Origin of the sequence: Klebsiella sp. MBT K-1, assembly GCF_002556465.1 — a bacterium.
Taxonomy (GTDB): domain Bacteria; phylum Pseudomonadota; class Gammaproteobacteria; order Enterobacterales; family Enterobacteriaceae; genus Klebsiella; species Klebsiella grimontii.
On sequence record NZ_PDEL01000020.1, the window covers coordinates 39,213 to 63,489 of the forward strand.

Genomic DNA, 24,277 nt, shown 5'->3' on the forward strand with positions numbered 1-24,277 from the left:
ACACACGCTATATAAGCGCGGTGTCCTTTCATGCTGACCAGCCCGCGCTTACCGGCATTCCTTCACTGTTTTACCGGACTCAGTCCGTTATCGCCCGGCACTGCGCGGTGATCGACGTCGTCTCACTGCCTTTCACCGCCGGAGGCAACCGGTAAGTCAGGCGGCAGCGCTCGTCTGTCGCGTCGCCCCAGCGGATAAACAGATGCCCCTCATCGGCCTCCACGCGGGCAAAAATGCGCTTATTCTGCCCCACCACGCCCACCACGTTATTGCCCGCATCCAGGACGTTCGCCCCGAACGGCACCTCCGGCCCCCCGGCGAGGGAGATCAGCACCGGCCGCCCCTGCGTCGTGCCAAACGACAGCTTCACCACCGCGCCGCGGTACGGCGACACCTTCTGGCTGGTCTCGTCCAGCTCAGTTTCCTCCGGGATCCCCTTCGGATCGATGCTGATTTCATTGAGCTGGTAGGCATTCAGGTATGGCACCAGCGCGTAGCCCCGGCCGTCCACTCTGATGCCGGAATAGCCGCTCACCGTCGCGCCCTCCGCGCCTTTCGCTTCAACCAGCGCCTGGGTTTCGCCGGTATACGGGCTCAGTGTCAGACCGCCGCTGTGCAGCACCGCCGCGCCGCTCATCCCCAGCGAGTAGTTGTGATAATGCTTCCCGCTGCCGCCAAAGGCCTGCAGGGTGGTGTAGCGGGTACGCAGCGAGGTGCTGCCGTTGACGCTGGTATTACCGCCTTTACTGGCATTCGCCCCGCTCAGGCTGTAGCTGAGCGATTTATCCTCCAGCGCCGAGCCGCTGAGCGTCGCCTGCTCCCGCACGACGCCGCCGGGGTCGTGGTTCAGGTTCACGCTCATCTGACGGAACGGACTGCGGTCGCCCAGCGGGATCGTCAGGTTCAGCATATAGCGGTTTTCAAAATCGCCGCTGCCGTTGCGGCTCCGGCTGGCGCTCAGGCTGTAGCTGACCCGCCCCATCTGGTTGGAATACCCCAGCTGGTACTGACGGTCGCTGTCGTCCCGGTTCCAGTAGTTCTGCTGGTACGCGCTCAGCCAGAAACTCCCCCGGCCCTGCGGCAGGCTCTGGCTCGCGGTCACGCCTAACCGGCTTTTGGGCCGCATAATCGTGTTAACCTGCCCGTTCTGATGCTGGCTGTCCCGCAGTTGCATCGCCGTCATGTAATCCAGGTAGCCGTCGGTCGAAAAGCGGTAGGCCGCGACGCTGATATTGCTCCCCGACTGCGCGATAAACTTGCTGTATTTCAGCTGATAGCTCTGGCCGCTCATGCTGCGGCCGTGTCCGTCTACCGGCTTTACCAGCGCGGTCCGGGCGTGGGTCATGTCGAGGGAAAAGGCCCCCACCGGCGTGCCCACCGCGGCACCCAGCTGTCCGGCCTGGTAATCCTCATTACCCTGCAGCCCGGCGTAGCCGGTAAACAGGTTGCTCAGCCCGCGGCGGAAGGTGAACTCCCCCAGCCAGGGCTCGCTGCTGACCCACCCCTGACGCAGTTTCCCCAGCGTGGCGCTGTAGTGGTTCGTCCCCGGACGCAGCAGGTTACTGGTGGAGGCAAACGGCACTGTCTGTTTGTGTACGCTGCCATCGGACTCCTGCACTTCCACCTCCAGGTCTCCGCCGTAGCCGGTGGGGTACAAATCGTTAATCTCAAACGGGCCCGGCGGCACGGTGGTTTCATACAGCAGCCGTCCCTGCTGGCGGATTTGCACCCGGGCGTTACTGGCTGCCGTCCCGCGGATCAGCGGCGCGTAGCCGCGCTGCGAGTCCGGCAGCATCTGCTCTTCATTCGCCAGCTGCACGCCGCGAAAGGCCAGGGTGTCAAACAGCTCCCCGGTGGTGCTGGTGTCGCCGAGCGTCAGGCGCCCCTGAATCTGCGGGATATCCCGCTGGACATAGGTATTGAGCGTCTGGTAGTGGCTGCCGGTCTCGTCCCGCCAGCTCCAGCTGCCGTTGTGACGGAAGAACCAGCCGCCGATATTGACCCCGCCGGCCAGGCCGGTATAGGCGCTGTCCGCACTGCCGGAGCGGCTTTCGTTGCGGTAGTAGCTGGCGCTGTAGCTCAGCAGCCCGGCGGTGATCCCTTTGTCCCACATCGCCGGGTTGACATAGCCCCGGGGGTGGCGCACCAGATACAGCGCCGGGATCTCCAGCTCAAGCCGCTGCTCGCCGCTGTCAAACTCAACCTTCGCCTGCGGTATCACCGCCTGAATCCCCAGGCAGTCATTCTCAGCACTGCCTGCCAGCTGCGCCTGCGCCTCAGGGCTCAGCCTGTCGATATCGAGGTCAATATCGAGCAGGGCCCGGGGAGAGAGGCAGATTTCACTGCGCCGTTCAGGCGGGCGGAGCGCAACGGTAATATCTTTCACGCCCCGGGACGCGCCGTTGACATACACTTCTGCCCGGTACACCCCGGGGGCGGCCTGGTTCTGCTCATAACGGCTGAGATCGAGTTTCTGCTGGCTGCCCCGGCTCATAAACACGGTCTCAAACTCCACCGCCTCCCCGGCATACAGCGGGGCGCAGAACAGGGCAATCGCACAGGCAACCGGCCGGCGAATAAAGGGGGCAAAGGGTTTCATCGACAACTCCATTTTGTAAACCATTCCTGAACGGAGAAACTTATTTCTCAGCAATATCAACCGGTCGCAGGGCGCCGTAGTCGTTAATGATGACCGGGTAAAATGTGGTGACGGATTTATTCAGGGTGAAGGTCCGGGTGCCGCCCGGGGCCATCATGCCGCCCTCCGAGATCGGCCTGTCGCCCTTATCATCTTCCGTGAGATAAGCGACGGTAATGTGGAACGGCGTCGGGTTACGGGCGGTGACCTGGTTACCGGACCGGGTCCAGACCACTTTTGATGGTGCCTCTGTGGCGGCGTTCCTGGACAGCCCGGCAGGACGGAAAAAGACCTTCAGCCGCGAGCGAAATGCCATCTGCAGCCGGTTCTGTTTGTCAGGGTTTGCCACCTTAGGCGGCACTTCCAGCACGTTCAGATAGAAAACGGACTCTTTGTCCTGCGGCAGGGCCTCGCCGGTATAGCGCAGGCGCAGGGTCTGGCCGCGGCCAACGTTGACACGGTTAATCGGCGGGGTCAGGACAAACGGCGCCTTCGCGGTTTCCGGGGTGGACTTCGGGTCGCCGGAGTCCACCCAGGCCTGGATCAGGACCGGGCCCGAACCGTTGTTGTTCATTTTGACCGACACCTCTTTCTCGGCTGCCGGGTAAATAACCCGCGTACCGGTAATAACGATTGCGCTGTGTGCCGGCAGTGCGAGGCCAGCCAGCAGGAGAAGAAGCAGTCGGGAAAAAAGTGGGAGCTTCATGGCATTCCTTCCTTAAAACCGGCAGCGATCCCGCTGCCGGCGAATTAACGGATAACAGCGAACGTCTTACTGGTAGTCGATGCTGAAGTTGACGGCGCTTTCGACCAGACCCGGCGTGGTGGCGCCGGTCGCGTAGTACTCCACGGAGTACGGCAGCACGGTTGACCCGCTGGAGATATCAAAACGCGTGGTATTGACGGTCTGATCGGAATTACCCACCTTGATTTTGGTACCCGTTTGCTGATCGAGCAGCTGCAGCTGGACGTTAGTTGCCGCAGTCGCCGCCGCAGCGGTGTTGATCAGGTTATAGCTGTTAAAATCAACGGTAGAGCCGTTCTCAAAGAAGGCTGCCGCGGTGTTGGTCGCGGTGACGCCCTGGCAGTTCTCCAGACCGATGGTAAAGCCGGTGGTACCGGTCGTCTGACCCGCTGCCGCCAGGGTGGCAACGCTGACGGTCGGCAGAGTCACCAGCGCCGGAGAAGGCTGGCCGTCAACGGTGATGTCACAGGTGGTTGCAACCAGCTCGCCTTCAAAATTGATGGCGCCGTCTGCCGCCATAGCAGAAGAAGCAAAGCACGCGGAGGCGATAACAGCAGAAAGAGCAAGTGTGTTGAATTTCATTTTAAAACTCCATTTATTAATAAAACGCTTATCTCTCATCCTTTAATGAAAGATAAGTTCCATCACCGTGAAATTAATGTCTTCCAGCTAAACGTTTATCCGCGAGGAATAAGGCTCACCGCTGTCAGACAAGATTAACTTCATCCGGTAAACCAGATGCATAAAAAATCATTAAAATATTTACAGGTGTCTTACCAGAGATACCATATTCAATAAAGACCATGTACAAACACAAGCCACGGTTAAAACGCTCATACCGACACCTTCATACTGAGAATAACCCTGCACAGTAATATGCCACTGAATTACAGCTCAGCAGAATATAACGTTTTATTTCAAATAGGATGTTCAACCAAACAATTTTTATCTCTCTTATTGTTTCCGCCTTTTCACCGGTGGTTTCTCTTCAGATTGTCGGCTGATTCTACCAGACCCTATTTAAAGATTCGCTTTTCCGCGAGAAATTGCTCGGGTCATTTATTAGATGAATCTATTTTAAGCATCACACAATAAAAATTAACAATCGGTTTAATCGCAATATTAATGAATTTTAATAGTCAATAACTATCAATATACATCAAACAAATTTGTGTATATAATTTTTTATTAGTATTTTCAAAGCATTATAAAGAAACCTCTACACCAAAAATCATAACACACTGAAATGTATTAATAATTATAAATAAAGTCTTTTAAAAACATAAAGATAAATGAAATTTACCCCTCAATGAGCAACGAAAGGCAAAAAACATCAAATAAAAATTCAGAGCAAGGAGATTATTAGTGGAAAAGTCTTAAAAAAATAATGGGTGGTAATGAATAAAAAAAATGAAATTTATCAAGTAGTTAAGGATATAAACCTACAAGAGTTGTTTTTTTATTGTTAATAAAATAGCCCTTCCCCCATGGGAAAGGCCCTTTTCATTAAGATAAATCCTCTCTAAAATTTTCGCTGTGACTAATGAATTTACTACAAAATGCCCTTTTCAGAGGCCATCAGCCATTTTTTCGACGGTGCAAAAAGTGTCTAGATTATCCGTGGCGATTCACTCATCCTTATTGATTCTGGAAAAAAGGAATTATATATCTTTGATATTAAGACCCTTGTCGGAACATTACATCAGCATTCCTTTTCTGCGCTCATCAATAGCCAGTACATCGCTTTTTCGAGGAGCGTAACGATTGCTCAACTGCGTAGTTATATCGCAGCTGGGGTAGTATCATTGAATAAGCGGAAGAAGAAAATGGATATGACGCGCATGGAGGAATCGGTTTTGCGTGCGCTCTGTGCCGGAGTGAGTATGAATGAGATTGCAGAACACTATGGAGTGAGTTCCAAAAAAGTCAGCTCATTAAAGAGAGGTGCCTTGACTAAAATGGGCATTGATAATATTTCGTTATTTTTTCTCTCTTGCGATGCTGGGAGTTTTTCTGGCCATTTATTTCATGCTTTTATCCATCAATAGCAAAAAAAGCAGAAAAAACATTCCTTCATGCACCTTAGTCTCTTTGGCTAATAATGACCATAATAATAATGGAATGGATATTCAAGTATCCCAAAGTCATTGAAAATTAAACACATAAATTGTAGTTGTTACTAACAAGGTGCTTCATCATGAAATAGTGTATTTTACTTGGTGCATTAGTTGTTTGTTGCCCCCTGTCGTCACTTACCCCCATCATAGCAAAACTGAACGGCGTCAGGTACGGTGAACAGAACCCAAATCGCGGATGGTAAGGTGTCAATTGTACTGCCGAAGGCTACATCAAAATGTCTCACACTCTAATGGCAAAAAAGTATCCTGCGGCAAATAGGCCGAAAGGGGCTTGGTACGCCGTAAAAGACAAGGGTAAGGTAATATTAGCCGTTAAAATGACACAGAATTATCATAAAGAAGCACAGCTCAGAGTTTGTAGAAGTCATGAAGAATAATCTTGCGACCTTTCTCCTGAAGCTGGCTCCGCGACCATTAATGGCAATAAAATGCAGCGGATTAAAGCCATTTGCACGGATGCAGCAGTGGAGTAACCACGCTCAGGTAGACAGTTTCTTCCGTGGGGTCAGTCCAGAGTTCCCTGATCAGATTTTGCGTCGCGCATCTTCCTTTTTCTCTGTTTCCTCCGATCGTGTATGTCATGGCATTATCCCAATTCTCCCAAAAAGCCCGGAATGGCCTGCAGGGCGCACCAGAACTGGCTTCCGAAAGGATCCAGTGCTGAAAACGATCCTTTACCGGTTTGGTTTTACCCGCGATAATGTGGGTTAAGCAAACAAAAGGATCCGCCGTTTCGGGTCAGAATAGCTGTATCCATAACCAGTGCGTGCTCTACGTTAAAAATAACCGATGAACAACGTCATTCCCCTGCAGAATTCACCAGAACGCGTCGACCAGTTGAACATGGCGCAGTGAGGCCTTCGGACCAGTTGCGCCGAAGCGCATCTCGGCGTAAGTCACGGTCGATACCACAATGCGATGACCGCGCAGCACCGCCTGTTCCAGGTCAGCCGGACGGGACGCAGAATGATGCTGTCCCCTTCCCGGACGATCTCCAGCTCGCTGACCCCGGCATAGCCTTGCGGCTATGCCGGGTATTTCAACTACCGCTTGATTAACGCAAACACGCCCCAGCTAAAATACTCACGCGTCCAGGTGACATGGCGTTTTGGCGCCATCGTCAGCTCCGCCCTGACTTCTGACGCAAAGTCATCATCGGGGTTTTCCTCTAACCAACGGCGCAGGGTGAGCCATTTCGCCGCTTCGTAGCGGTCCCAACCTTCCTGGTCCGCCAGCACCATTTCGACGAGGTCATAGCCAAGCGCATCGTAAGAGGAGACCAGGTCGGGAAGCGTCAGAAAGTCGGCGAGCGAAGAGGCGCCACAGGCCTGTGCTATCTCTTCCGTTGCCGGAATCTTGCGCCAGTACGGTTCGCCAATCAGCAGCATACCGCCGGGTTTGAGGCTTTTGCTCAGCAGCGCGATAGTCCCGGCAACGCCGCCGCCGATCCAGGTCGCGCCAACGCAGGCGGCGATGTCGCATTTTTCCTCGGCGACGTACCCGGCAGCATCCTGATGAATAAAGGTTACGCTGTCGGCAACGCCGAGCTCTTCTGCCCGCTGCTGAGCCTGCTGGCTGAACAGCGCGCTCATATCAACGCCGATACCGCGGATGCCGTGATCGCGCGCCCAGGTACAGAGCATCTCCCCGGAACCGCTGCCGAGGTCGAGTAGGCGGGTTCCGGCCTTCATCCGCAGCACGCGGCCAAGGGCGGCGTATTTTTCCGGCGTAAATGGGTTATGGATGCGGTGAGCGCTTTCACTAATGGTGAAAATACGTGGGATATCCAATGGTTGAATTCCTTTTATGGGTGTTGCACAAAGAGAATCGGGAACGTTTTTTTCGGCCAGCAGCGCGTACAGCTTGCCGGCAAAGGTTTCGCTGACCGGCCATTCTGCCTCATACGGGCGGGTAATGGTGGTCAAACCCGCCGTACGCAGCAGGTCGAGATAGCCGTCATCGCGCCATGCGGTCATCTGGCTGCCGAAGCGCGTCACCTTGCCGCTCTCTTCAATCGCCATGAACAGCGTAGAGCTGGTTTGCGCCGCCGGATCCCAGGCGTGCTCGGTCAAAAGCAGGTGCGGAACATCCAGAAACAGCCCCTGCGGACAGCGCTGCCAGCCGGGCTCGGCCATTCCCTGACGTTTAACTTCGGCATAGGTATGAACCTCGATGAGCAGCTTTCCCCACGGAACCAGCCACTGCGCGCAGCGGTTGACCAGCGAACGGGCCTCAGCCGCGCTGAACACATTCAGTTCACCGAAGGTCATCATGATGAAATCAAACGGTGTTTCCGGCGCGTAGTCGCGAACGTCCTGCTGGTGATAGGCAATATCAAGCCCGGCCGCCTGAGCCTGCTGGCGGGCCCAGGCGATCGACGCCGGTGAAAAATCCACGCCCGTACAGCAGAAGCCGCGCTCGGCCAGCAGGCGGGTGTAAAAGCCCGGCCCGCAGCCGAGGTCGAGAATGCGGGCGCCGGCGGGTAGCTGTCCGGCAATCCACGCCACCTGTTGTTCGATAACCGCCTGCCTGCGGCTGGCCCAGTCGTGCTCCTGCGACAGATGGTTCTCTAGCATACGCTGGCTAAACGCCGGGTCATCCCAGGGGATTTTGCGCTCCCGGGATGACAACACGATATGCCTGGAACCTGTAATAATCGTGCCAATAGTCATCATCATTTCCTTATTGATTACTCGCGCCAGTGCTCGGGTTTCATTAACGCCCGGGCGCACTGTATTTGACCCGTTCGTCCCAGCGGCTGAGATGAAAGCGGCTGCAGCATCCAGCAGGCTTTGAGCGCCTCGGGAATGGGATAAGGCGCCGGATAGCCTTTATCTCCCGCGCATGGCTCAAACCCATGCCTGGGGTAGTAAGTGGCGTGGCCCAGAACAAATACCGTCTGGCTTCCCATGGCTTTCAACTGCTCAATGCCGTGCCGGATAAGCCCTCCGCCAACGCCCGCGCCCTGGTATTCCGGCACCACCGCAAGGGGAGCAAGGATGTGCATCATCGGCGAGTCCGGCTCCCCTTTGAACGTCGCCCGGGTGAATAAAATATGCCCAACCGCCTTTCCGTTATGCCTGGCCAGCAGCGATAACGTCGGGCAGGCGCTCTCATCGTTGAGCAAATCGGCCACCAGCCTGGCCTCTTTGCTGTAGCCGAAAGCCCGGGTTTCGACATGGAGAATGTCATTGGTATCGCCTTCAGAGGCGACATGAAAAGTGAAGCTGTGGTTTGTCATCAGAGGCTCCTTAGCGATTATCCAGCTGTGCGCGGACATTATTCAACCCGGTGGTATTGATGCGATAGGGCTGTCCGTTGACGGACTTAATCAGCTTTTTGGTTTTGAGTTTTTTGAAAACGGCGAGCGTGCAGTCGCTGAGCAGGAGCCCTTCGCGGCTGTAGCATTCAACAGAAGTGACGCGGCCTGATGCATCGCGAACGTGCGCGATCCGGCCACCTTTAGCGAGAACGTGTAAGGTACGTTGTTCCTGACGGGATAGATTCATACTGAAGAAACCTGTTCATCATCATGCGTAAAAACGAGCCAACACCCGCAGGTGTTCGCGTAAGGTTTAAGCGCAGCGATAACCAGTCCGGCCTGAAAAGGTCGGGAAACTGATTATCTAATGATGACATTCTCCAGCATCAAAGCCTCGGTGAGAGTTAAAAAGGTATTTACCAGCGAAATGATAACATGCAGTTTTTATATGGAAATCTTTATAGTCAAAAAGTGTGATCTGCGGCGAGTCCGCACGCTTTCTGACACTTATGGTCGACATGTTGATGCCATTGGTTAACCATTTATCAAGACGTGACGCACGGAACCTTATACCCTTCTGAGCGTCAGCAGAATCTACAGGCGCTACTCAACGGGGCTGAAATGAAGTCGGGCCTTTCACTTATGCCATTAGCGAATCTCCATCACATTTTGGTTTACCAATTTACCTTTCATGGTTGACTTGTTCGACCAATTGGAGGAATTTATACGCCATATCGTCTGGTTTCTCCTCCGTTACGATGGTTGACCGGAACCGACGCTCCCATCAAAGCAGCGGCCTGAAGCAGGTCAACAACGTGAAGAGGTTAAGCATGGAACAGACATGGCGCTGGTATGGCCCTAACGATCCGGTCACTTTAGCTGACGTCCGTCAGGCGGGCGCGACCGGAGTGGTTACCGCCCTGCACCATATCCCGAACGGCGAAGTGTGGACGGTTGACGAGATCCTCAAGCGTAAAGCCATCGTGGAAGAAGCCGGCCTGGTATGGTCGGTGGTCGAAAGCGTACCGATTCACGAAGAGATCAAAACCCATACCGGCAACTACGCGCAGTGGATCGCTAACTATCAGCAGAGCCTGCGCAATCTGGCCCAGTGCGGTATTCGCACCGTGTGCTACAACTTTATGCCGGTCCTCGACTGGACCCGTACCGACCTTGAGTACGTCCTGCCGGATGGCTCCAAAGCCCTGCGCTTCGATCAGATTGAATTCGCCGCCTTTGAGCTGCATATCCTCAAGCGTCCGGGCGCGGAAGCGGACTACACCGCCGAAGAGGTCGCCCAGGCGAATCAGCGTTTCGCCGCCATGAGCGATGAAGATAAAGCGCGCCTGACCCGCAACATTATCGCCGGTCTGCCGGGCGCGGAAGAGGGTTATACCCTCGACCAGTTCCGCCAGCATCTTGCGACCTATAAAGATATCGATAAAGCCGCCCTGCGCGAGAATTTCGCTGTCTTCCTGAAAGCGATTATTCCCGTCGCCGAAGAGGCTGGCGTGCGTATGGCGGTGCACCCGGACGATCCGCCGCGCCCGATTCTCGGCCTGCCGCGCATCGTCTCGACCATTGAAGATATGCAGTGGATGGTCGACACGGTGAACAGCATGGCGAACGGCTTTACCATGTGCACCGGCTCCTACGGGGTCCGCGCCGACAACGATCTGGTTGATATGATTAAACAGTTTGGCCCGCGCATTTACTTCACCCACCTGCGATCTACGCTGCGTGAAGAGAACCCGAAAACCTTCCACGAAGCCGCGCATCTGCACGGCGACGTGGACATGTACGAAGTGGTGAAAGCGATTGTCGAAGAAGAGCACCGCCGTAAAGCAGAAGGCAAAGAGGATCTTATCCCGATGCGTCCTGACCACGGCCACCAGATGCTTGACGACCTGAAAAAGAAAACCAACCCCGGCTATTCCGCGATTGGCCGCCTGAAAGGGCTCGCTGAGGTTCGCGGCGTCGAGCTGGCGATTCAGCGCGCTTTTTTTAGCCGCTAATTCCTGACTGGCGGGGCCGACAGCGCCCCGCCTTTATCCCTTCGGTCGCCTGTTGCGGCCCACCCTGGAGTTTGCTATGACTGCCACCCTTGCCGACAGCAACCTGCCGGTTACACGCCCTGCGTGGGATCGTTCTCGCCTGGTATCCCGCATCGTTCACCTGGGCTGCGGCGCGTTTCACCGCGCGCATCAGGCGCTTTACACCCATCATCTGCTGGAAACCAGCGATAGCGACTGGGGCATCTGCGAAGTCAACCTGATGCCGGGCAACGACCGCGTCCTGATTGAGAATCTGAAAAATCAGCAGCTGCTTTATACCGTGGCGGAGAAGGGCGCTGACAGCACCGAGCTGAAAATCATCGGTTCAATGAAAGAGGCGCTGCATCCGGAAATCGACGGCTGCGAGGGCATACTGCGCGCCATGACGCGCCCGCACACGGCCATCGTCTCTCTGACGGTCACTGAAAAAGGCTACTGCACCGATGCGGCCAGCGGTCAGCTCGATCTGAATAATCCGCTGATTCAACACGACCTCGCTAACCCGGCGACGCCGAAATCCGCCATAGGCTATATCGTCGAAGCGCTGCGCCTGCGCCGCGAAGAGGGGCTAAACGCCTTTACGGTGATGTCCTGCGATAACGTTCGCGAGAATGGCCACGTGGCGAAAGTGGCGGTGCTTGGCCTGGCCCAGGCGCGCGACCCGCAGCTGGCGGCGTGGATTGAAGCCCATGCTACCTTCCCGTGCACCATGGTTGATCGCATCGTGCCCGCGGCGACGCCCGAAACCCTGCAGGAGATTGCCGACCAGCTTGGCGTCTACGATCCGTGCGCCATCGCCTGCGAACCGTTCCGCCAGTGGGTGATTGAAGATAGCTTCGTCAACGGCCGCCCGGCGTGGGACAAAGTCGGCGCGCAGTTTGTTGAAGACGTGGTGCCGTTTGAAATGATGAAGCTGCGAATGCTCAACGGCAGCCACTCTTTCCTCGCGTATCTGGGCTATCTCGGCGGCTATGAAACCATCGCCGATACCATGACCAACCCGGCCTACCGCAAAGCGGCTTTGGCCCTGATGATGCAGGAGCAGGCGCCGACGCTGTCGATGCCGGAAGGTACCGATCTACAGGCTTACGCCACGCTGCTGATCGCCCGATTCAGCAACCCGTCCCTGCGTCATCGCACCTGGCAGATCGCCATGGACGGTAGCCAGAAGCTGCCGCAGCGTCTGCTGGATCCCATCCGTCTGCATTTGCAAAATGGCAGCGACTGGCGTCACCTGGAGCTCGGCGTGGCGGGCTGGATGCGCTACACCCTGGGGATCGATGAACAGGGGCAACCGATTGATGTCGTCGACCCGCTACAGGCGGAATTCCAACAGATCAACCAGCGTTATCAGGAAGCGGAACGCGTCCCGGCGCTGCTGGCCATAAGCGGAATTTTTGCCCACGATCTGCCGGACAATAGCGAATTTGTCAATGCGGTAACCCAGGCGTACCAACAGCTGTGCAAACGCGGCGCCCGCGAGTCCGTTGCGGCAGTCAGGGCCAGCCTGTAATCACCCTCCTGTTACGGGTCAACTGAAGCATAATTTGGTTGACCCGTTTTGAGTATCCCCAGCCGAGAGAGATGCTAACCCTCCAGCCAAATGCTATAGTCAGCCACCGGGCTATCGCATCTCACAACATAACATCATGAAATCACAAATTTCTCAGCACAGACCCTATCAGGAAGTCGGCGCGTTGATCCGCGACCTGATCGTCAAGACGCCCTATCGCCCCGGCGATCGCTTACCGCCGGAGCGCGAGATCGCCGAGATGCTGGACGTCACCCGTACCGTGGTTCGTGAAGCGCTGATCATGCTGGAAATTAAAGGGCTGGTCGAAGTGCGCCGCGGCGCCGGGATCTACGTGCTCGATAACGCCGCCGGAGAAGGCGCGGCGGAGAGCGCGGACATGAACCACTGCAATGATGCCGGTCCGTTTGAACTGCTGCAGGCCCGCCAGCTGCTGGAAAGCAATATCGCCGAGTTTGCCGCCCTGCAGGCGACCCGGGAAGATATCATCAAAATGCGCCAGGCCTTACAGCTTGAAGAGCGCGAGCTGGCCAGCAGCGCGCCGGGCGGCTCCGAAAGCGGCGATATGCAGTTTCACCTCGCCATCGCCGAAGCGACCCATAACAGTATGCTGGTAGAGCTGTTCCGCCAGTCATGGCAGTGGCGGGAGAATAATCCCATGTGGATCCAGCTGCACCGCCATCTCGGCGATACCCACTACCGCCAGGAGTGGCTGGTGGATCATAAACGGATCCTCGCCGCCTTAATCAAAAAAGACGCCCGGGCGGCCAAGCTCGCCATGTGGCAGCATCTGGAAAACGTTAAACGGCGCCTGCTGGAGTTCTCCAACGTCGACGATATTTACTTCGACGGCTACCTGTTTGACTCCTGGCCGCTGGACAACGCGGACGCCTGACCCCTTCTGCAAACGCGCGGACATCGCCCGTCCGCGCGCCCCTTGCCGCTGCGCCGCAATCATTGATAATGATTCTCATTTTATTGTCGCTCTGCCCGCGCAATGGTAAAGTTACCCTATCTGATGACGCCCCCTTTCCGGTGCCGACAACCGCATGAACAAGACAACGACGCACAACGAACCCGCCCGCCAGGCGCCGAGAAAAACTTTCTCCGTCAGCGAGTTTATGGCGTTTGGTGAACGATACGGTATCGACTACCGCTTCCCGCTGCTGCGGCAAACGCCAGCCCCCTCGCACGCCAGCCCGGTGCTGCGGGGAGAAGTGGAAGAGATGACGCTGCCCTGCGGTATGTGCGTCACCCATTCTGATGTTCAGGTGTTGCAGCCCTATGAGACCACCTCCCGCCACAGCAGCCCGCTCTATATGCTGGTGGTGCTGGAAGGCTGTGTCGCCCTGACCCTCAACGGGGAGCAGCACCTCGTCCGTTCCGGGATGGCGTTCACTTCGCGTCTTAGCGAACAACAGACGATGCGCGCCCGCCACGATGCCGACAGCCGGCTACGTACGCTCTCCCTCGGACTCTACCCGGACGGCGCGTGGCGCGACGGCCTGCTCGATTCATTGATGCGCGAATGGGAAAGATGCCAGACGCCAACGCTTATCTGGCAGATACCGGGGTTTCTGCTGAGCGGGCTGCAGTACGCACAGCAGAGTTCGCCTGGCCGCGTTTCCCGCCAGCTGATGCTGGAGGGGCTGATTCTTCAGCTGTTCGGTCACGGGCTGAGCGTATGCCAGGACGAAAGCGCGAAGCACGTCGCCCCGGCGGGCGGCGAGCGGCAGCGGCTGGAGAGGGTTCGCCGCCTGCTGGAGCAGTCGCCGGAAAATGACTATAGCCTCAATGAGCTGGCCCAGCGGGCGGCGATGAGCTCCAGCAGCTTGCGCAGCAAGTTTCGCCAGACATACGGCTGCTCGGTCTTCGACTACCTGCGCGACTGCCGCCTGGCGCGGGCAAGAGGCTATCTGCTGGAGGGTTATAGCGTACAGCAGGCGGCCTGGATGTCGGGCTATCAGCACGCCACCAACTTCTCTACGGCTTTTCGTCGGCGCTACGGCATCTCGCCCTGCGATGTGCAAAAGGTGGGCTAATCCATTTTTCCCTTTTTTGCGAAAAATAGTTAGCGGCTTTGGCAGCGCGCATACGTATCCTGGCATTGCGCATAGCTATAGAGAGCATCAAAAAGGTAATAATTCTTATTAACAATTAGAAATGCCTTTGGAGATGTTCATGTTTGCGAAAACTCGCCTGGCGCTACTGGTGGGATGGGTGACCGGCGGCGTCGCTTTCCCCCTGCTGGCCCAGGAAACAACTAAAAACGAAACCATCGTGGTCACTTCGCAGATGCAGAGCGGCGCGACCAAAATTGCCACGCCGGATATTGAGACGCCGCAGTCGGTGTCCATTATCACCCGCGAGCAGTTTGAAGAACAGGGCGCGATCAGCGTCCGCCAGGCCGTGAGCTATACCCCCGGGGTTTACAGCAACCAGATTGGCGCCTCCAACCGCTTTGACTATATCGTCCTGCGCGGCTTCTCCGACGGCAGCCTGGATAACGTCTATCTCGACGGCCTGAAAATGATGGGCGATACCAACTCGCACAGCTCGCTGGTGGTCGATCCGTGGTTCCTCGAAAATATCGAAGTGGTGCGCGGCCCGGCCTCGGTGCTGTACGGCCGCTCTTCGCCCGGCGGCATCGTCGCCCTCACCTCGCGTAAACCCTCATTCGATCCCGGCGGTGAAATCAAGCTGTTTGCCGGGAATAACAACCAGCGCGGGGCGGCGTTCGACGTCACCGGGGCGCTGGACGATAACGATCGCGTGGCGGCGCGCTTAAGCGGCATGACCCGCTATGCGGACTCGCAGTTTGATACCTTAAAAGAGCAGCGCTACGCGATCATGCCCAGCCTGACCTGGCGCATCACCGACCAGACGCGACTTGATTTAATGGCCTATCTACATCGCGATCCGGAGGGCGGCAGCCACTCGGGCCTCCCCTATGAAGGCACCGTGGTGCCGCACAACGGCAAGAAAATCGCGAATACCTTCTTCGAAGGCGAAGATGATTACGACAAGTACGATCGCCGCGAAAATATGGTCGGCTACAACTTCGAGCATATGTTTGATAATGGCTGGTCGGTGCGGCAGAAGCTGCGCTACCTGCATACCAAAGTTGAGCTGAATCAGGTGTATGCCGCGGGCTGGCTGAACGAAAGCGAGCTGAACCGCGGCTATTCCGGCTCGGACGAAAAGATGAACGCCATCACCCTTGATAACCAGCTCGACGGCAGCGTCGATACCTGGGCCGTCAACCATCGCCTGCTGATGGGGATCGACTATCAGGACCGCAGCAACGACACTACCGGCTACTATGGCGCATTTCCGGCTATCGACGCCTTTAATCCGGTCTACGGCGCGAAGCCGGATTACATCACCATGTACAGCCGCGAGAAGCACAAGCTGCGCCAGACCGGCTACTATCTGCAGGATCAGATGTCCTGGGAGCGCTGGCGCTTCACCCTCGGCGGGCGCTACGACCAGGTCAGCGTGTCGAATATCGATAAGCTCAATCAAACGCGCAGCGATCTGGATAAGAACAACTTCAGCACCCGCGCCGCGCTGCTGTATCTGTTCGACAACGGGTTTGCCCCGTACATCAGCTACTCTACCGCCTTTACGCCCACCAGCTTCGCCGATGAAAACGGCAACGTGCTCGATCCGATGAAAGGCAAGCAGTGGGAGGCCGGGCTGAAGTATGAGCCGGAAGGAATGAACAGCCAGTTCAGCGCCTCGGTATTCCGCATCAATCAGACCAATATCGCCACCAAAGAAGAACCGACCGATCCGTATCGTTCGATCGGCGAAATTGAGTCGAAAGGGGTGGAGCTGGAGGCGATCAGCCAGCTAACGGACAGCTTCCGCCTGCAGGCCGCCTATACCTATACCGACATTCGCTATAAGAAAAGCAGCCCGGAAGAGCAAGGCAAGCGCGCCGTCTACGCGCCGCGCAATCAGGCCAGCGCCTGGCTGAGCTACGATGTGAAAAGCGGGCCGCTGGATGGCCTGACGCTCGGTTCCGGCGTGCGCTACGTCAACGGCATTACCAGCGATCGCCTGAATACGCACACTCTGCCGTCCTATACGCTGGTGGATATGGCGATTGGCTATGACCTGTCGAAGGTGGGAATTAAAGGCCTCAGCGCCCAGCTGAACGTCAATAACCTGACCGACAAGAGCTACATTGCCGCCTGTAACTCGCTCTCCTACTGCTACTTTGGCGCGGAGCGCAGCATCGTCGGCAGCGTCTCCTGGAAGTTCTGATAACGTTAAAAAGCCCGGAGTTTTGGCTCCGGGCCGCCGGTTAATCTTCCGCTTTATAGGCCCACGCGGGCATGGCCGTTAAATAACGCATCGCCCGCTTGCGTGATTCCACGGGCCCGACCTTCTGCCAGGAATCGAGGTACTCGGCCAGGCCGGAAACGGCATCCTCCCAGGACTTAAGCTTCCCCTCGCTATCGCAGCACCAGGCGCAATAATCGTCGCTTGCGCTTTTCGCACCTTCGGCGGACATCGGCATTCCACAGGCCTGACAAAACCTTTCTTGCTGTGACATAGAGCGCTCCTTTCTTGCCAGTTGAGCATAAAAAATACCGCATTTTTTGCACAATAACGTACCGCCAGTTCAAATAACCGTAAATTAAAGGTGGTTATTGCGGCCGAAAAACGCCCGGCGCCCGGTTTCCTCAACGCGTTCGACTACACTAAACAGGGACAAATGTTTGACGCCGCTGGGTCTGCCGGGAGTATCAGTCCCCGCCGAGCCGGACGCATTCACTGCTAAAACAGATTAAGACAGGACGCAATCATGCAACTTAACGACCCTACCCTTTTTCGCCAGCAGGCAATGATTAATGGACGCTGGCGCGACGCCAGCGGCAAAGAGACTCTCGCGGTGACCAACCCCGCCAACGGCCAGCCGCTGGGCAACGTACCCAAAATGGGCGCCGGTGAAACCCGTGAAGCTATCGATGCCGCCGCCCGCGCGCTGCCCGCATGGCGCGCCCTTACCGCCAAAGAACGCTCCAGTATCCTGCGCCGCTGGTTTGAGCTGATGATGGAACATCAGGACGATTTGGCGCGCCTGATGACGCTGGAACAGGGGAAACCGCTGGCGGAAGCAAAAGGCGAAATTAGCTACGCCGCCTCCTTTATCGAGTGGTTTGCCGAAGAGGGCAAACGCATCTACGGCGACACCATTCCCGGCCATCAGGCCGATAAGCGGCTGCTGGTGATTAAGCAACCGATAGGCGTGACCGCCGCGATCACCCCGTGGAATTTCCCCTCGGCGATGATCACCCGCAAGGCGGGCCCGGCGCTGGCCGCAGGCTGCACGATGGTGCTCAAGCCCGCCAGCCAGACGCCGTTTTCCGCGCTGGCGCTGGCGGAGCTCGCCAACCGCGCCGGGATCCCCGAAGGGGTATTTAACGTCGTTACCGGTTCGGCCAGCGAGGTCGGCGGTGAGCTCACCGGCAACCCGTTAGTGCGCAAACTCTCCTTTACCGGCTCGACGGAAATTGGCCGCCAGCTGATGGAGCAGTGCGCGAAAGATATCAAGAAAGTCTCGCTGGAGCTGGGCGGCAATGCGCCGTTTATCGTTTTTGACGACGCCGATCTCGATAAAGCCGTCGAAGGCGCGTTGGCCTCCAAGTTTCGCAACGCCGGACAGACCTGCGTCTGCGCCAATCGCCTGTACGTCCAGGATAGCGTTTACGATCGCTTCGCCGAAAAGCTTCAGCAGGCGGTCAGTAAGCTGCAAATTGGCGATGGCCTGCAGCCGAACGTCACTATCGGGCCGCTGATTGACGAGAAAGCGATCGCTAAAGTGCAGGAGCATATCGCCGATGCGCTGGGCAAAGGCGCGCGGGTAGTAACCGGCGGGAAAGTCCATGAGCTGGGCGGTAATTTCTTTCAGCCAACGATTCTGGTGGACGTCCCCGGCGATGCGAAAGTGGCGAAAGAAGAGACCTTTGGCCCCCTCGCCCCGCTATTCCGCTTTAAAGATGAGGCAGATGTTATCGCTCAGGCCAACGACACCGAGTTCGGCCTCGCGGCCTATTTCTACGCCCGCGATCTGGGCCGCGTTTTTCGCGTCGGCGAGGCGCTGGAGTACGGCATTATCGGGATTAACACCGGCCTTATCTCCACCGAGGTCGCCCCCTTCGGCGGGGTTAAATCTTCCGGCCTGGGTCGGGAAGGGTCGAAGTATGGGATAGAGGATTACCTGGAAATCAAATACATGTGTATTGGGATTTAGCCGATGAACGCGCCAGTTCCCGCTGGCGCGGATGATTTCACCCGCGATCGCGGATCGGCCGGAACATGAAGCCCGCACGGCCGCCAGTTTGCCACCCGAGCCTCTGTTACTCTTAAATCCGGATCATCATTCATTATGCTTAATGGCAATGATAAAAAGTTATCGATTATCAGTCATGGACAGGTTCGACATAAGATTAATCGTAGGCTACAATAATCAACGCCAATCTAAAGCTTAATTTTTCAATAGATTCATAGACATAAATTCAGCTTTAAAGAAGGACAGGACATCATTTTATTGACTATAAAACGAGCAAAAAGATGACGGATAGTACCATTAAGATTTACAATGCCCGCTATAGCAAGCTGATGAAGCTAATGGATTTTTTTGCCGTCAACCTGTTTATTTTCGCTTATTTAAAATACTTTTTCGTCGAACCCTCAACGGCCTCTCTGTTCCTGGGAATAATATATTCACTGATTTTTATCCGGGCTAATGAACACTTTCAGTTATATTCCGGTCAGTTCAAGGGACAATATTTAAAAAAATTAACCAAGCTGTTCTTCAGCGTCTGTATTAGCGGACTGTTGTCATTTTTATTATTCGTAAGCGCCGAACTATTGCTGAACAATCACGCCAGCACAAACGCGGTGCGGTTGGCTGAAATAATTGTGCTGTGTTCGATGGCCATATTTATTAGCATGTTTCTTATTCGCGTTATCTCCAGCCGCTATTTTTTCAAATCCAGACTCAAGGTGGCTATTTTAGGCATAACGCCGGCCGGACTGGCCATCGAGCAGGCGCTGTTTAAGGAGTATACCCACGACGGGATAGACATTACCTTCTTTGAGGACCGCGCCGTTCAGCGCGACAGTCGCCTGCTCAGCATTGAGAAAAAAGGCAACTCAAGAGACCTGCTGGCGCTGGCGAAAGCCGGAGAAATCGATGAAGTCTATATTGCCCTGCCGATGGTCGCCCAGCAGCGTATCCGCCAGTTCCTGAACGAATTTTCCGACACCACCGTGGACGTATTCCTGGTGCCGGACCTCTTTTCCTACAGCTCACATATTTCTCAGCTGCGGATGTTCGGCAATATTCAGACCATCAGCATTTTTACGTCGCCATTTGAAGGCGAAGGCGCGGTGCTCAAGCGTATCGAAGATATCGTGCTTGGCGCTTTTTTTACCCTGGTCAGCCTGCCGGTGATGCTGGCGGTAGCGATCGGCATTAAGCTGACTTCGCCGGGCCCTGTTCTGTTTAAACAAAACCGTTACGGCCTGAACGGTAAACAGATCCCCGTCTGGAAGTTCAGAACCATGCGCGTAATGGAGAACAGCGCGGTAGTGACCCAGGCGACCCGTAACGATCCGCGCATTACCCGCTTTGGCGCTTTTTTACGCAAAACCTCGCTCGATGAACTGCCGCAGTTTTTTAACGTACTGCAGGGAACCATGTCGATAGTGGGTCCACGCCCTCACGCGGTGGCCCACAATGAGCAATATCGCCTGCTGGTGGAAAATTACATGATCCGCCATAAAGTGAAGCCCGGCATTACCGGCCTGGCGCAAATTCACGGCTTTCGCGGCGAAACCGACACGATTGATAAAATGGAAAAACGTATTCAGTACGATCTGGAATATATACAGTCGTGGTCGCTGCTGCTGGATATCAAAATCGTTTTTTTAACGTTTTTCCGCGGATTTGTGGGGAAAAATGCGTTCTGAACTCACTTTCCTCGCGGGTCTACTGACGGTTCCTTACGCCTGGGCGGACCTGCAGGCTAAACCACATACCGGTGTGGCTGGCATCGATTTCGAGAGCCAGGTGGGTTATGACGTCGGTTACAATGACAACGTGACCTGGCAACGCTACGGCGGCAATGAAATCGGCTCCGCTTATCAAGGTGTTAAGCCGATTTTCAAAGCCATCGGCGAGCGCTACGAAGACCGCTATTTACTGATGTACTCCGGCGATTACCGCCGCTACGCCAGCGATAGCGCAGATAACCGCGATAACCATTTTTTTATGTTTAACGGCAAGTGGCGCTTCGGCAGCATGCACGGGCTGTCGTTGGATCTCGATGAAACGTTCGGTCATGAAGAGCGCGGCCGCGATACCACCGAGGGGTTTCTCCCCGAGCAGTTTACAGAGTTTGGCATTAATCAGCCTATCGCCACGCGCTTCTTTAACAGCGAACTGCGCTATAGCTACGGCGCCCCGGAAGGGCGCGGCAAAGCAGAAGTCGCGCTCATGCACAAGCAGCTGCGCTTTCGCAATCTCGACAGCATCGAGGACGCCAGCGCCGACTTTCATTACTACATGCACGATCAGGAGTGGCATGAAAACAGCCTGGTCGCCGAGCTGTTTGATCAAAAAGCCAAAACGCTGCGCTATCGCTATAGTTTTATCACTAACCAGCGTCGCTATGAGCTCAACCCGTTAAAAGATAGTAATGAATACTATCTATTGGTCGGCATGAAAAACCGCCTTTCCGGCAAGACCGAGATCCACGGCAACGTCGCCTGGCTGTATAAAGATTTCATCCATAACCCCGACTCACAGGGGTTCAACGGCCTGAACTGGGATATTAACGCCGACTGGAAACCGCTTGAACAGATAAAGCTCAACTTACACAGTTCGCAGCGCATTAAAGATCCCACCGACTCCGGCGGCTATATTCTGGTATCAAATTTCGGTGTGGGGTATGAGCACCACTGGCTGGTCGACAGATTCTCCACTCTGGTTGATTACTCTTATATTACAGAGGATTACAAGCACCAGACCAACGGACGCAAAGATCAATCAAATCTCGTGTCGCTCACCTTCAACTACGACTACCGTCCATCCGTTAATTTTCAGCTGAAGCTGCAATGGAACACGATGCATTCTAATAAAGAAAAAGATGCCTTTTATATTGGCCCGGACTATGACCATGAGGTCGAGCGCACGCTGGGCTATAACGACTCGGCCATTATTTTTATGACGCAGGTACAAATATGATCCTTACCTATGGAAAACGGGCGATTATTCCTCTTCTGGCGCTATGGCTGGCGGGCTGTTCGGCTCCCCAGCAGACGATCCGAACGCCGCCGGACGCCGTTTATCATCTGGATCAGGGCGATGAGATCAATATCGCGGTTTCCGGCGAGCAGGATCTCACTATGCGCGTAAAAATCGATAATAGCGGCAGCGTTGATTATCCTTATATAGGCTCGCTGATGCTGAAAGGAAAAACGCCGGAACAGGTCGGCAACGAAATTGCCGATAAGCTGCGCGGTAGCTATCTACAGGCGCCAATGGTGACCGTGAGCATTGCCGAATACCGGAAGATTTATCTGTTAGGCGAAGTCAAAAAACCGGACGGCTACGCATGGGAACCCGGCTTAACGGCGGAAAAAGCCATTGCGTTGGCCGGCGGGTTTACCGATCGCGCCGATCGCCACGACATCCGCATTCGCCAGTTTCGCGGCGGTAAACTGCTGGAAAACGTCGCCGCCGACTCCGCCGTACAGGCTGGGGATACCATTATCATTGGCATGAGTTTCTTCTGATATGGCAATTTCATTGGTTGAAAATGGAAAGAAGAAAGAAGGCTTTATCGACTTCACGCCTTATTTCAACAAAATTAAGCACAAGCTCATCTGGTGCCTGGTGGTGGTCGTGGTGGCGGCAGCGGCGTCATGGATCCTGACGCGCTTTATGTCATCCAGCTATACCGCAACCGCGACGGTGCTGTTTAAAGCGCAGCCGCAGGACGTCACTCCCCTGCCGCGGCTGGAAAACTACGATTCCACCCGCAGCGATTACTATGAAACCAAATATGCGCTGATGGGCTCACGCGTGGTGCTTGAGGCTGCAGTGAAGGCGATGAAGTTGGAACAAGACCCCGAGTTTAACGGCGGGGATAATCTTGATCTGGCCACGCGCGTCAATAACGCGGTTCGCGCACTGCAAAAAAACCTGACCATCTCCGGCGTGCGCACCACGCAGCTGGTTTCGGTTTCCATGGAAGCGAAATCGCCGCAAAAAGCCGCCGATATCGCCAACGGCGTGGCGCAGGCGTTTATCAATTACAGCCTGGCGCAGAAGCAAAAAACCTTGCTTCAGGCGCAGGGCTGGAACGAAAAAATGATGGACGATCTGCGCGCTAAGCTCGATCGCCAGAAAGCCGATATCGATGATTTTCTTAAACAGAACGGCCTGCTGACCTTCCGCAGCATGGATGGCTACGAGACCGAGCGGCTGGGCATCGTGATTAACCATCTTGCCGACGCCACCCAGCGCCGTCTGAAAGCGCAAACGGTATGGGATAAAGTGCGCCGTCAGCAGGGGAAACCGCCGGAAGCGATCATCTCGCTGCCGGAAATTTCCGGCCATCCGCAGATTCAGGATTTGCGCATCGCGCTAATCCAGACCCGGCGTAACCTGTCGGAAGCGGCGAAACACTACGGTCCTAAGCATCCGAAATATCTTCAGGCCCAGGCCCAGCTACAGGTCGTCAACGGGCAGATAGGCCAGGTGTTGGGCGAACTGCTTAACGGCTTACGCCAGCAGTATCAGATTGCGCTGGACGATGAGCAGCACTACCAGAAGATGCTCGACGACCAGAAAGCCGATTTCCAGGCGCTGGGGGCCAAGCGCGACAAATACAACACCATGATGACCGCGCTGAACAAAACCGAGGAGCTGTATAAATCGCTGTATCAGCGGGCGAATGAGCAGAAGCTTTCCGAAACTTTTTCGGTTCCTGACGAAGCGATCTACGATGCCGCCGTGCCGCCAAATCAGCCCTCTAAACCGCAGCGCGGTCTGCTTATCGTGATGGCGACCCTGATGGCGCTGGCGCTGTACATCATGTACCTGATTGTCAGCACCGCGCTCGACAAAACGGTGAACAGCATCAGCGAACTCAAAGCCAAAACGGGCCTTGATGCCAGCGGGGAGTTTCCGCTGCTGCCTCAGGCGAACAGCGCGCAGCTGACGTTCCAGAATCTGCTGTACGCCGATATGATCCACAGCCTGCGCCTGGCGCTGCTCGGCCAGACTGAGTCACGCGGTACGATACTGGTGACCTCGGCGCAGGCCCATGCCGGCAGCAGCCTGATAGCTGAACTGTTGGCGTGGTCGGCCAGTAAGTCAGGCAAAACCTTGCTCATCGACCTGGATTATCTGGCCAACGCAGGCCTCTCCGCGCGCTATCCGCAGCATAAAACAGGGTTCAGTGCGCGTCTGGAAGACCGCTGCGCCACGCCGCAGGCGGTCGTCTCTCTGGCCGACAATCTTGATTTTATGCCGCGCGGCGAACTGAACGACTCGACGCTGCTGCTGTTAACCTCGCAACGGCTCCCGGCCCTGCTGACCACGCTGCGGCAGACCTACGATTCGCTCATTCTTAATGCGCCATCGCTCGGCCTCGCTCAGGACGGCCTGCTGCTGGCCCCGCACGTCGATATCTCCCTGCTGGTGGTGAAAGCCAGCGAGCAAGCGTCCCGCGTCCGCGACGCGCAAAGCCGTCTGCACGCCGCTGCGCCAACGCCTGTCGCCATCATGCTTAACCAGGTGAAAGAAGAGAACCTGGAGACTCAGGAAGGCAAACGCCTGCCGGAGCGCGGCATGGGTGAACTGATCTCACCGAAGTAGCGAT

The 24,277-nt window shown here is 55.8% G+C and carries 18 protein-coding genes and 3 pseudogenes; 11 read left to right on the plus strand and 10 right to left on the minus strand.

From position 1 onward, the window contains the following. Positions 1-79: 79 nt before the first annotated feature. The 3 genes from CMQ96_RS24560 to CMQ96_RS24570 form a co-directional block, all read right to left on the minus strand. The gene (locus CMQ96_RS24560) at positions 80-2,599 is read right to left on the minus strand and encodes a fimbria/pilus outer membrane usher protein (protein ID WP_176519009.1); all 2,520 of its coding nucleotides are present in this window, start codon (positions 2,597-2,599) and stop codon (positions 80-82) included. A gap of 40 nt (positions 2,600-2,639) precedes the next feature. Continuing rightward, positions 2,640-3,344 carry a molecular chaperone gene (locus CMQ96_RS24565; protein WP_098067469.1) on the minus strand — a complete coding sequence of 235 codons (705 nt, stop codon included), beginning with the start codon at positions 3,342-3,344 and terminating at the stop codon, positions 2,640-2,642. 66 nt (positions 3,345-3,410) lie between these two features. Beyond that, the gene (locus CMQ96_RS24570) at positions 3,411-3,965 is read right to left on the minus strand and encodes a fimbrial protein (protein ID WP_098067487.1); all 555 of its coding nucleotides are present in this window, start codon (positions 3,963-3,965) and stop codon (positions 3,411-3,413) included. Positions 3,966-5,209: 1,244 nt separating this feature from the next. Here CMQ96_RS24570 and CMQ96_RS24575 point away from each other — a divergent pair. Further along, positions 5,210-5,431, plus strand: a complete 222-nt coding sequence (locus CMQ96_RS24575; protein WP_098067470.1) for a LuxR C-terminal-related transcriptional regulator — start codon at positions 5,210-5,212, stop codon at positions 5,429-5,431. A 912-nt stretch (positions 5,432-6,343) separates the two neighbouring features. Here the strand turns inward: CMQ96_RS24575 and CMQ96_RS24585 are convergent. From CMQ96_RS24585 to CMQ96_RS24600, 6 genes and pseudogenes are all read right to left on the minus strand, one after another. Further along, positions 6,344-6,466, minus strand: a pseudogene (locus CMQ96_RS24585) (VapC toxin family PIN domain ribonuclease); the annotation flags it as partial. Beyond that, a pseudogene (locus CMQ96_RS28970) lies at positions 6,463-6,537 on the minus strand (AbrB/MazE/SpoVT family DNA-binding domain-containing protein); the annotation flags it as partial. The pseudogenes CMQ96_RS28970 and CMQ96_RS24585, both read right to left, overlap by 4 nt. 27 nt (positions 6,538-6,564) lie before the next feature. Continuing rightward, positions 6,565-7,311 carry a cyclopropane-fatty-acyl-phospholipid synthase family protein gene (locus tag CMQ96_RS28975; RefSeq protein ID WP_255256996.1) on the minus strand — a complete coding sequence of 249 codons (747 nt, stop codon included), beginning with the start codon at positions 7,309-7,311 and terminating at the stop codon, positions 6,565-6,567. Between the two features lie 360 nt (positions 7,312-7,671). Further along, positions 7,672-8,199 (minus strand): annotated as a pseudogene (locus tag CMQ96_RS28980) (class I SAM-dependent methyltransferase); the annotation flags it as partial. A gap of 11 nt (positions 8,200-8,210) precedes the next feature. After that, positions 8,211-8,762, minus strand: coding sequence for a GNAT family N-acetyltransferase (locus CMQ96_RS24595; protein WP_004132606.1), 552 nt, complete (start codon positions 8,760-8,762; stop codon positions 8,211-8,213). A gap of 10 nt (positions 8,763-8,772) precedes the next feature. Continuing rightward, the gene (locus CMQ96_RS24600) at positions 8,773-9,030 is read right to left on the minus strand and encodes a YjhX family toxin (protein WP_004132607.1); all 258 of its coding nucleotides are present in this window, start codon (positions 9,028-9,030) and stop codon (positions 8,773-8,775) included. 583 nt (positions 9,031-9,613) lie between these two features. Here CMQ96_RS24600 and uxuA point away from each other — a divergent pair. The 5 genes from uxuA (at position 9,614) to foxA (ending at position 16,640) form a co-directional block, all read left to right on the plus strand. Continuing rightward, entirely contained in the window at positions 9,614-10,798 is a 1,185-nt protein-coding gene (gene uxuA, locus CMQ96_RS24605) for a mannonate dehydratase (protein ID WP_049085652.1), read from the plus strand. A 76-nt stretch (positions 10,799-10,874) separates the two neighbouring features. Then, positions 10,875-12,350: a fructuronate reductase gene (locus CMQ96_RS24610; RefSeq protein ID WP_098067473.1), complete on the plus strand. Its 1,476-nt coding sequence runs from the start codon at positions 10,875-10,877 to the stop codon at positions 12,348-12,350. A gap of 136 nt (positions 12,351-12,486) precedes the next feature. Beyond that, entirely contained in the window at positions 12,487-13,263 is a 777-nt protein-coding gene (gene uxuR, locus CMQ96_RS24615; protein WP_024359123.1) for a Uxu operon transcriptional regulator, read from the plus strand. A gap of 154 nt (positions 13,264-13,417) precedes the next feature. Continuing rightward, positions 13,418-14,410, plus strand: a complete 993-nt coding sequence (locus tag CMQ96_RS24620; protein WP_049085651.1) for an AraC family transcriptional regulator — start codon at positions 13,418-13,420, stop codon at positions 14,408-14,410. Between the two features lie 121 nt (positions 14,411-14,531). After that, a complete protein-coding gene (foxA, locus tag CMQ96_RS24625; RefSeq protein WP_098067474.1) occupies positions 14,532-16,640 on the plus strand; it encodes a ferrioxamine B receptor FoxA in 2,109 nt (702 codons plus the stop codon). Between the two features lie 40 nt (positions 16,641-16,680). Here the strand turns inward: foxA and CMQ96_RS24630 are convergent, their stop codons facing one another. Further along, a complete protein-coding gene (locus CMQ96_RS24630; protein WP_098067475.1) occupies positions 16,681-16,932 on the minus strand; it encodes a zinc ribbon domain-containing protein in 252 nt (83 codons plus the stop codon). Between the two features lie 252 nt (positions 16,933-17,184). Here CMQ96_RS24630 and gabD point away from each other — a divergent pair, with 252 nt between their 5' ends. The 5 genes from gabD to CMQ96_RS24655 all read left to right on the plus strand — a co-directional run bounded on the left by gabD (position 17,185) and on the right by CMQ96_RS24655 (position 24,273). Next, the gene (gene gabD, locus CMQ96_RS24635) at positions 17,185-18,633 is read left to right on the plus strand and encodes an NADP-dependent succinate-semialdehyde dehydrogenase (RefSeq protein WP_049088527.1); all 1,449 of its coding nucleotides are present in this window, start codon (positions 17,185-17,187) and stop codon (positions 18,631-18,633) included. 320 nt (positions 18,634-18,953) lie between these two features. Further along, positions 18,954-20,357, plus strand: coding sequence for an undecaprenyl-phosphate glucose phosphotransferase (locus CMQ96_RS24640; RefSeq protein ID WP_004133794.1), 1,404 nt, complete (start codon positions 18,954-18,956; stop codon positions 20,355-20,357). Continuing rightward, positions 20,347-21,633 (plus strand): outer membrane beta-barrel protein, encoded by a 1,287-nt coding sequence (locus tag CMQ96_RS24645; RefSeq protein ID WP_098067476.1) that lies wholly within the window; start codon positions 20,347-20,349, stop codon positions 21,631-21,633. Before CMQ96_RS24640 ends, CMQ96_RS24645 begins: the two co-directional genes overlap by 11 nt. Continuing rightward, positions 21,630-22,184 (plus strand): polysaccharide biosynthesis/export family protein, encoded by a 555-nt coding sequence (locus CMQ96_RS24650; protein WP_024359125.1) that lies wholly within the window; start codon positions 21,630-21,632, stop codon positions 22,182-22,184. The genes CMQ96_RS24645 and CMQ96_RS24650 overlap by 4 nt, the downstream gene beginning before the upstream one ends. A 1-nt stretch (position 22,185) precedes the next feature. Continuing rightward, on the plus strand, positions 22,186-24,273 hold the full coding sequence (locus tag CMQ96_RS24655; protein WP_098067477.1) for an exopolysaccharide transport family protein: 2,088 nt from the start codon (positions 22,186-22,188) through the stop codon (positions 24,271-24,273). Positions 24,274-24,277 lie beyond the last annotated feature (4 nt).

What these genes read in the sequence shown, in the direction of transcription:
- CMQ96_RS24560 (WP_176519009.1), bottom strand. Translation starts at nt 2,599, where the DNA reads ATGAAACCCTTTGCCCCCTTTATTCGCCGGCCGGTTGCCTGTGCGATT.
- CMQ96_RS24565 (WP_098067469.1), bottom strand. Translation starts at nt 3,344, where the DNA reads ATGAAGCTCCCACTTTTTTCCCGACTGCTTCTTCTCCTGCTGGCTGGC.
- CMQ96_RS24570 (WP_098067487.1), bottom strand. Translation starts at nt 3,965, where the DNA reads ATGAAATTCAACACACTTGCTCTTTCTGCTGTTATCGCCTCCGCGTGC.
- CMQ96_RS24575 (WP_098067470.1), top strand. Translation starts at nt 5,210, where the DNA reads ATGGATATGACGCGCATGGAGGAATCGGTTTTGCGTGCGCTCTGTGCC.
- CMQ96_RS24595 (WP_004132606.1), bottom strand. Translation starts at nt 8,762, where the DNA reads ATGACAAACCACAGCTTCACTTTTCATGTCGCCTCTGAAGGCGATACC.
- CMQ96_RS24600 (WP_004132607.1), bottom strand. Translation starts at nt 9,030, where the DNA reads ATGAATCTATCCCGTCAGGAACAACGTACCTTACACGTTCTCGCTAAA.
- uxuA (WP_049085652.1), top strand. Translation starts at nt 9,614, where the DNA reads ATGGAACAGACATGGCGCTGGTATGGCCCTAACGATCCGGTCACTTTA.
- CMQ96_RS24610 (WP_098067473.1), top strand. Translation starts at nt 10,875, where the DNA reads ATGACTGCCACCCTTGCCGACAGCAACCTGCCGGTTACACGCCCTGCG.
- uxuR (WP_024359123.1), top strand. Translation starts at nt 12,487, where the DNA reads ATGAAATCACAAATTTCTCAGCACAGACCCTATCAGGAAGTCGGCGCG.
- CMQ96_RS24620 (WP_049085651.1), top strand. Translation starts at nt 13,418, where the DNA reads ATGAACAAGACAACGACGCACAACGAACCCGCCCGCCAGGCGCCGAGA.
- foxA (WP_098067474.1), top strand. Translation starts at nt 14,532, where the DNA reads ATGCCTTTGGAGATGTTCATGTTTGCGAAAACTCGCCTGGCGCTACTG.
- CMQ96_RS24630 (WP_098067475.1), bottom strand. Translation starts at nt 16,932, where the DNA reads ATGTCACAGCAAGAAAGGTTTTGTCAGGCCTGTGGAATGCCGATGTCC.
- gabD (WP_049088527.1), top strand. Translation starts at nt 17,185, where the DNA reads ATGCAACTTAACGACCCTACCCTTTTTCGCCAGCAGGCAATGATTAAT.
- CMQ96_RS24640 (WP_004133794.1), top strand. Translation starts at nt 18,954, where the DNA reads ATGACGGATAGTACCATTAAGATTTACAATGCCCGCTATAGCAAGCTG.
- CMQ96_RS24645 (WP_098067476.1), top strand. Translation starts at nt 20,347, where the DNA reads ATGCGTTCTGAACTCACTTTCCTCGCGGGTCTACTGACGGTTCCTTAC.
- CMQ96_RS24650 (WP_024359125.1), top strand. Translation starts at nt 21,630, where the DNA reads ATGATCCTTACCTATGGAAAACGGGCGATTATTCCTCTTCTGGCGCTA.
- CMQ96_RS24655 (WP_098067477.1), top strand. Translation starts at nt 22,186, where the DNA reads ATGGCAATTTCATTGGTTGAAAATGGAAAGAAGAAAGAAGGCTTTATC.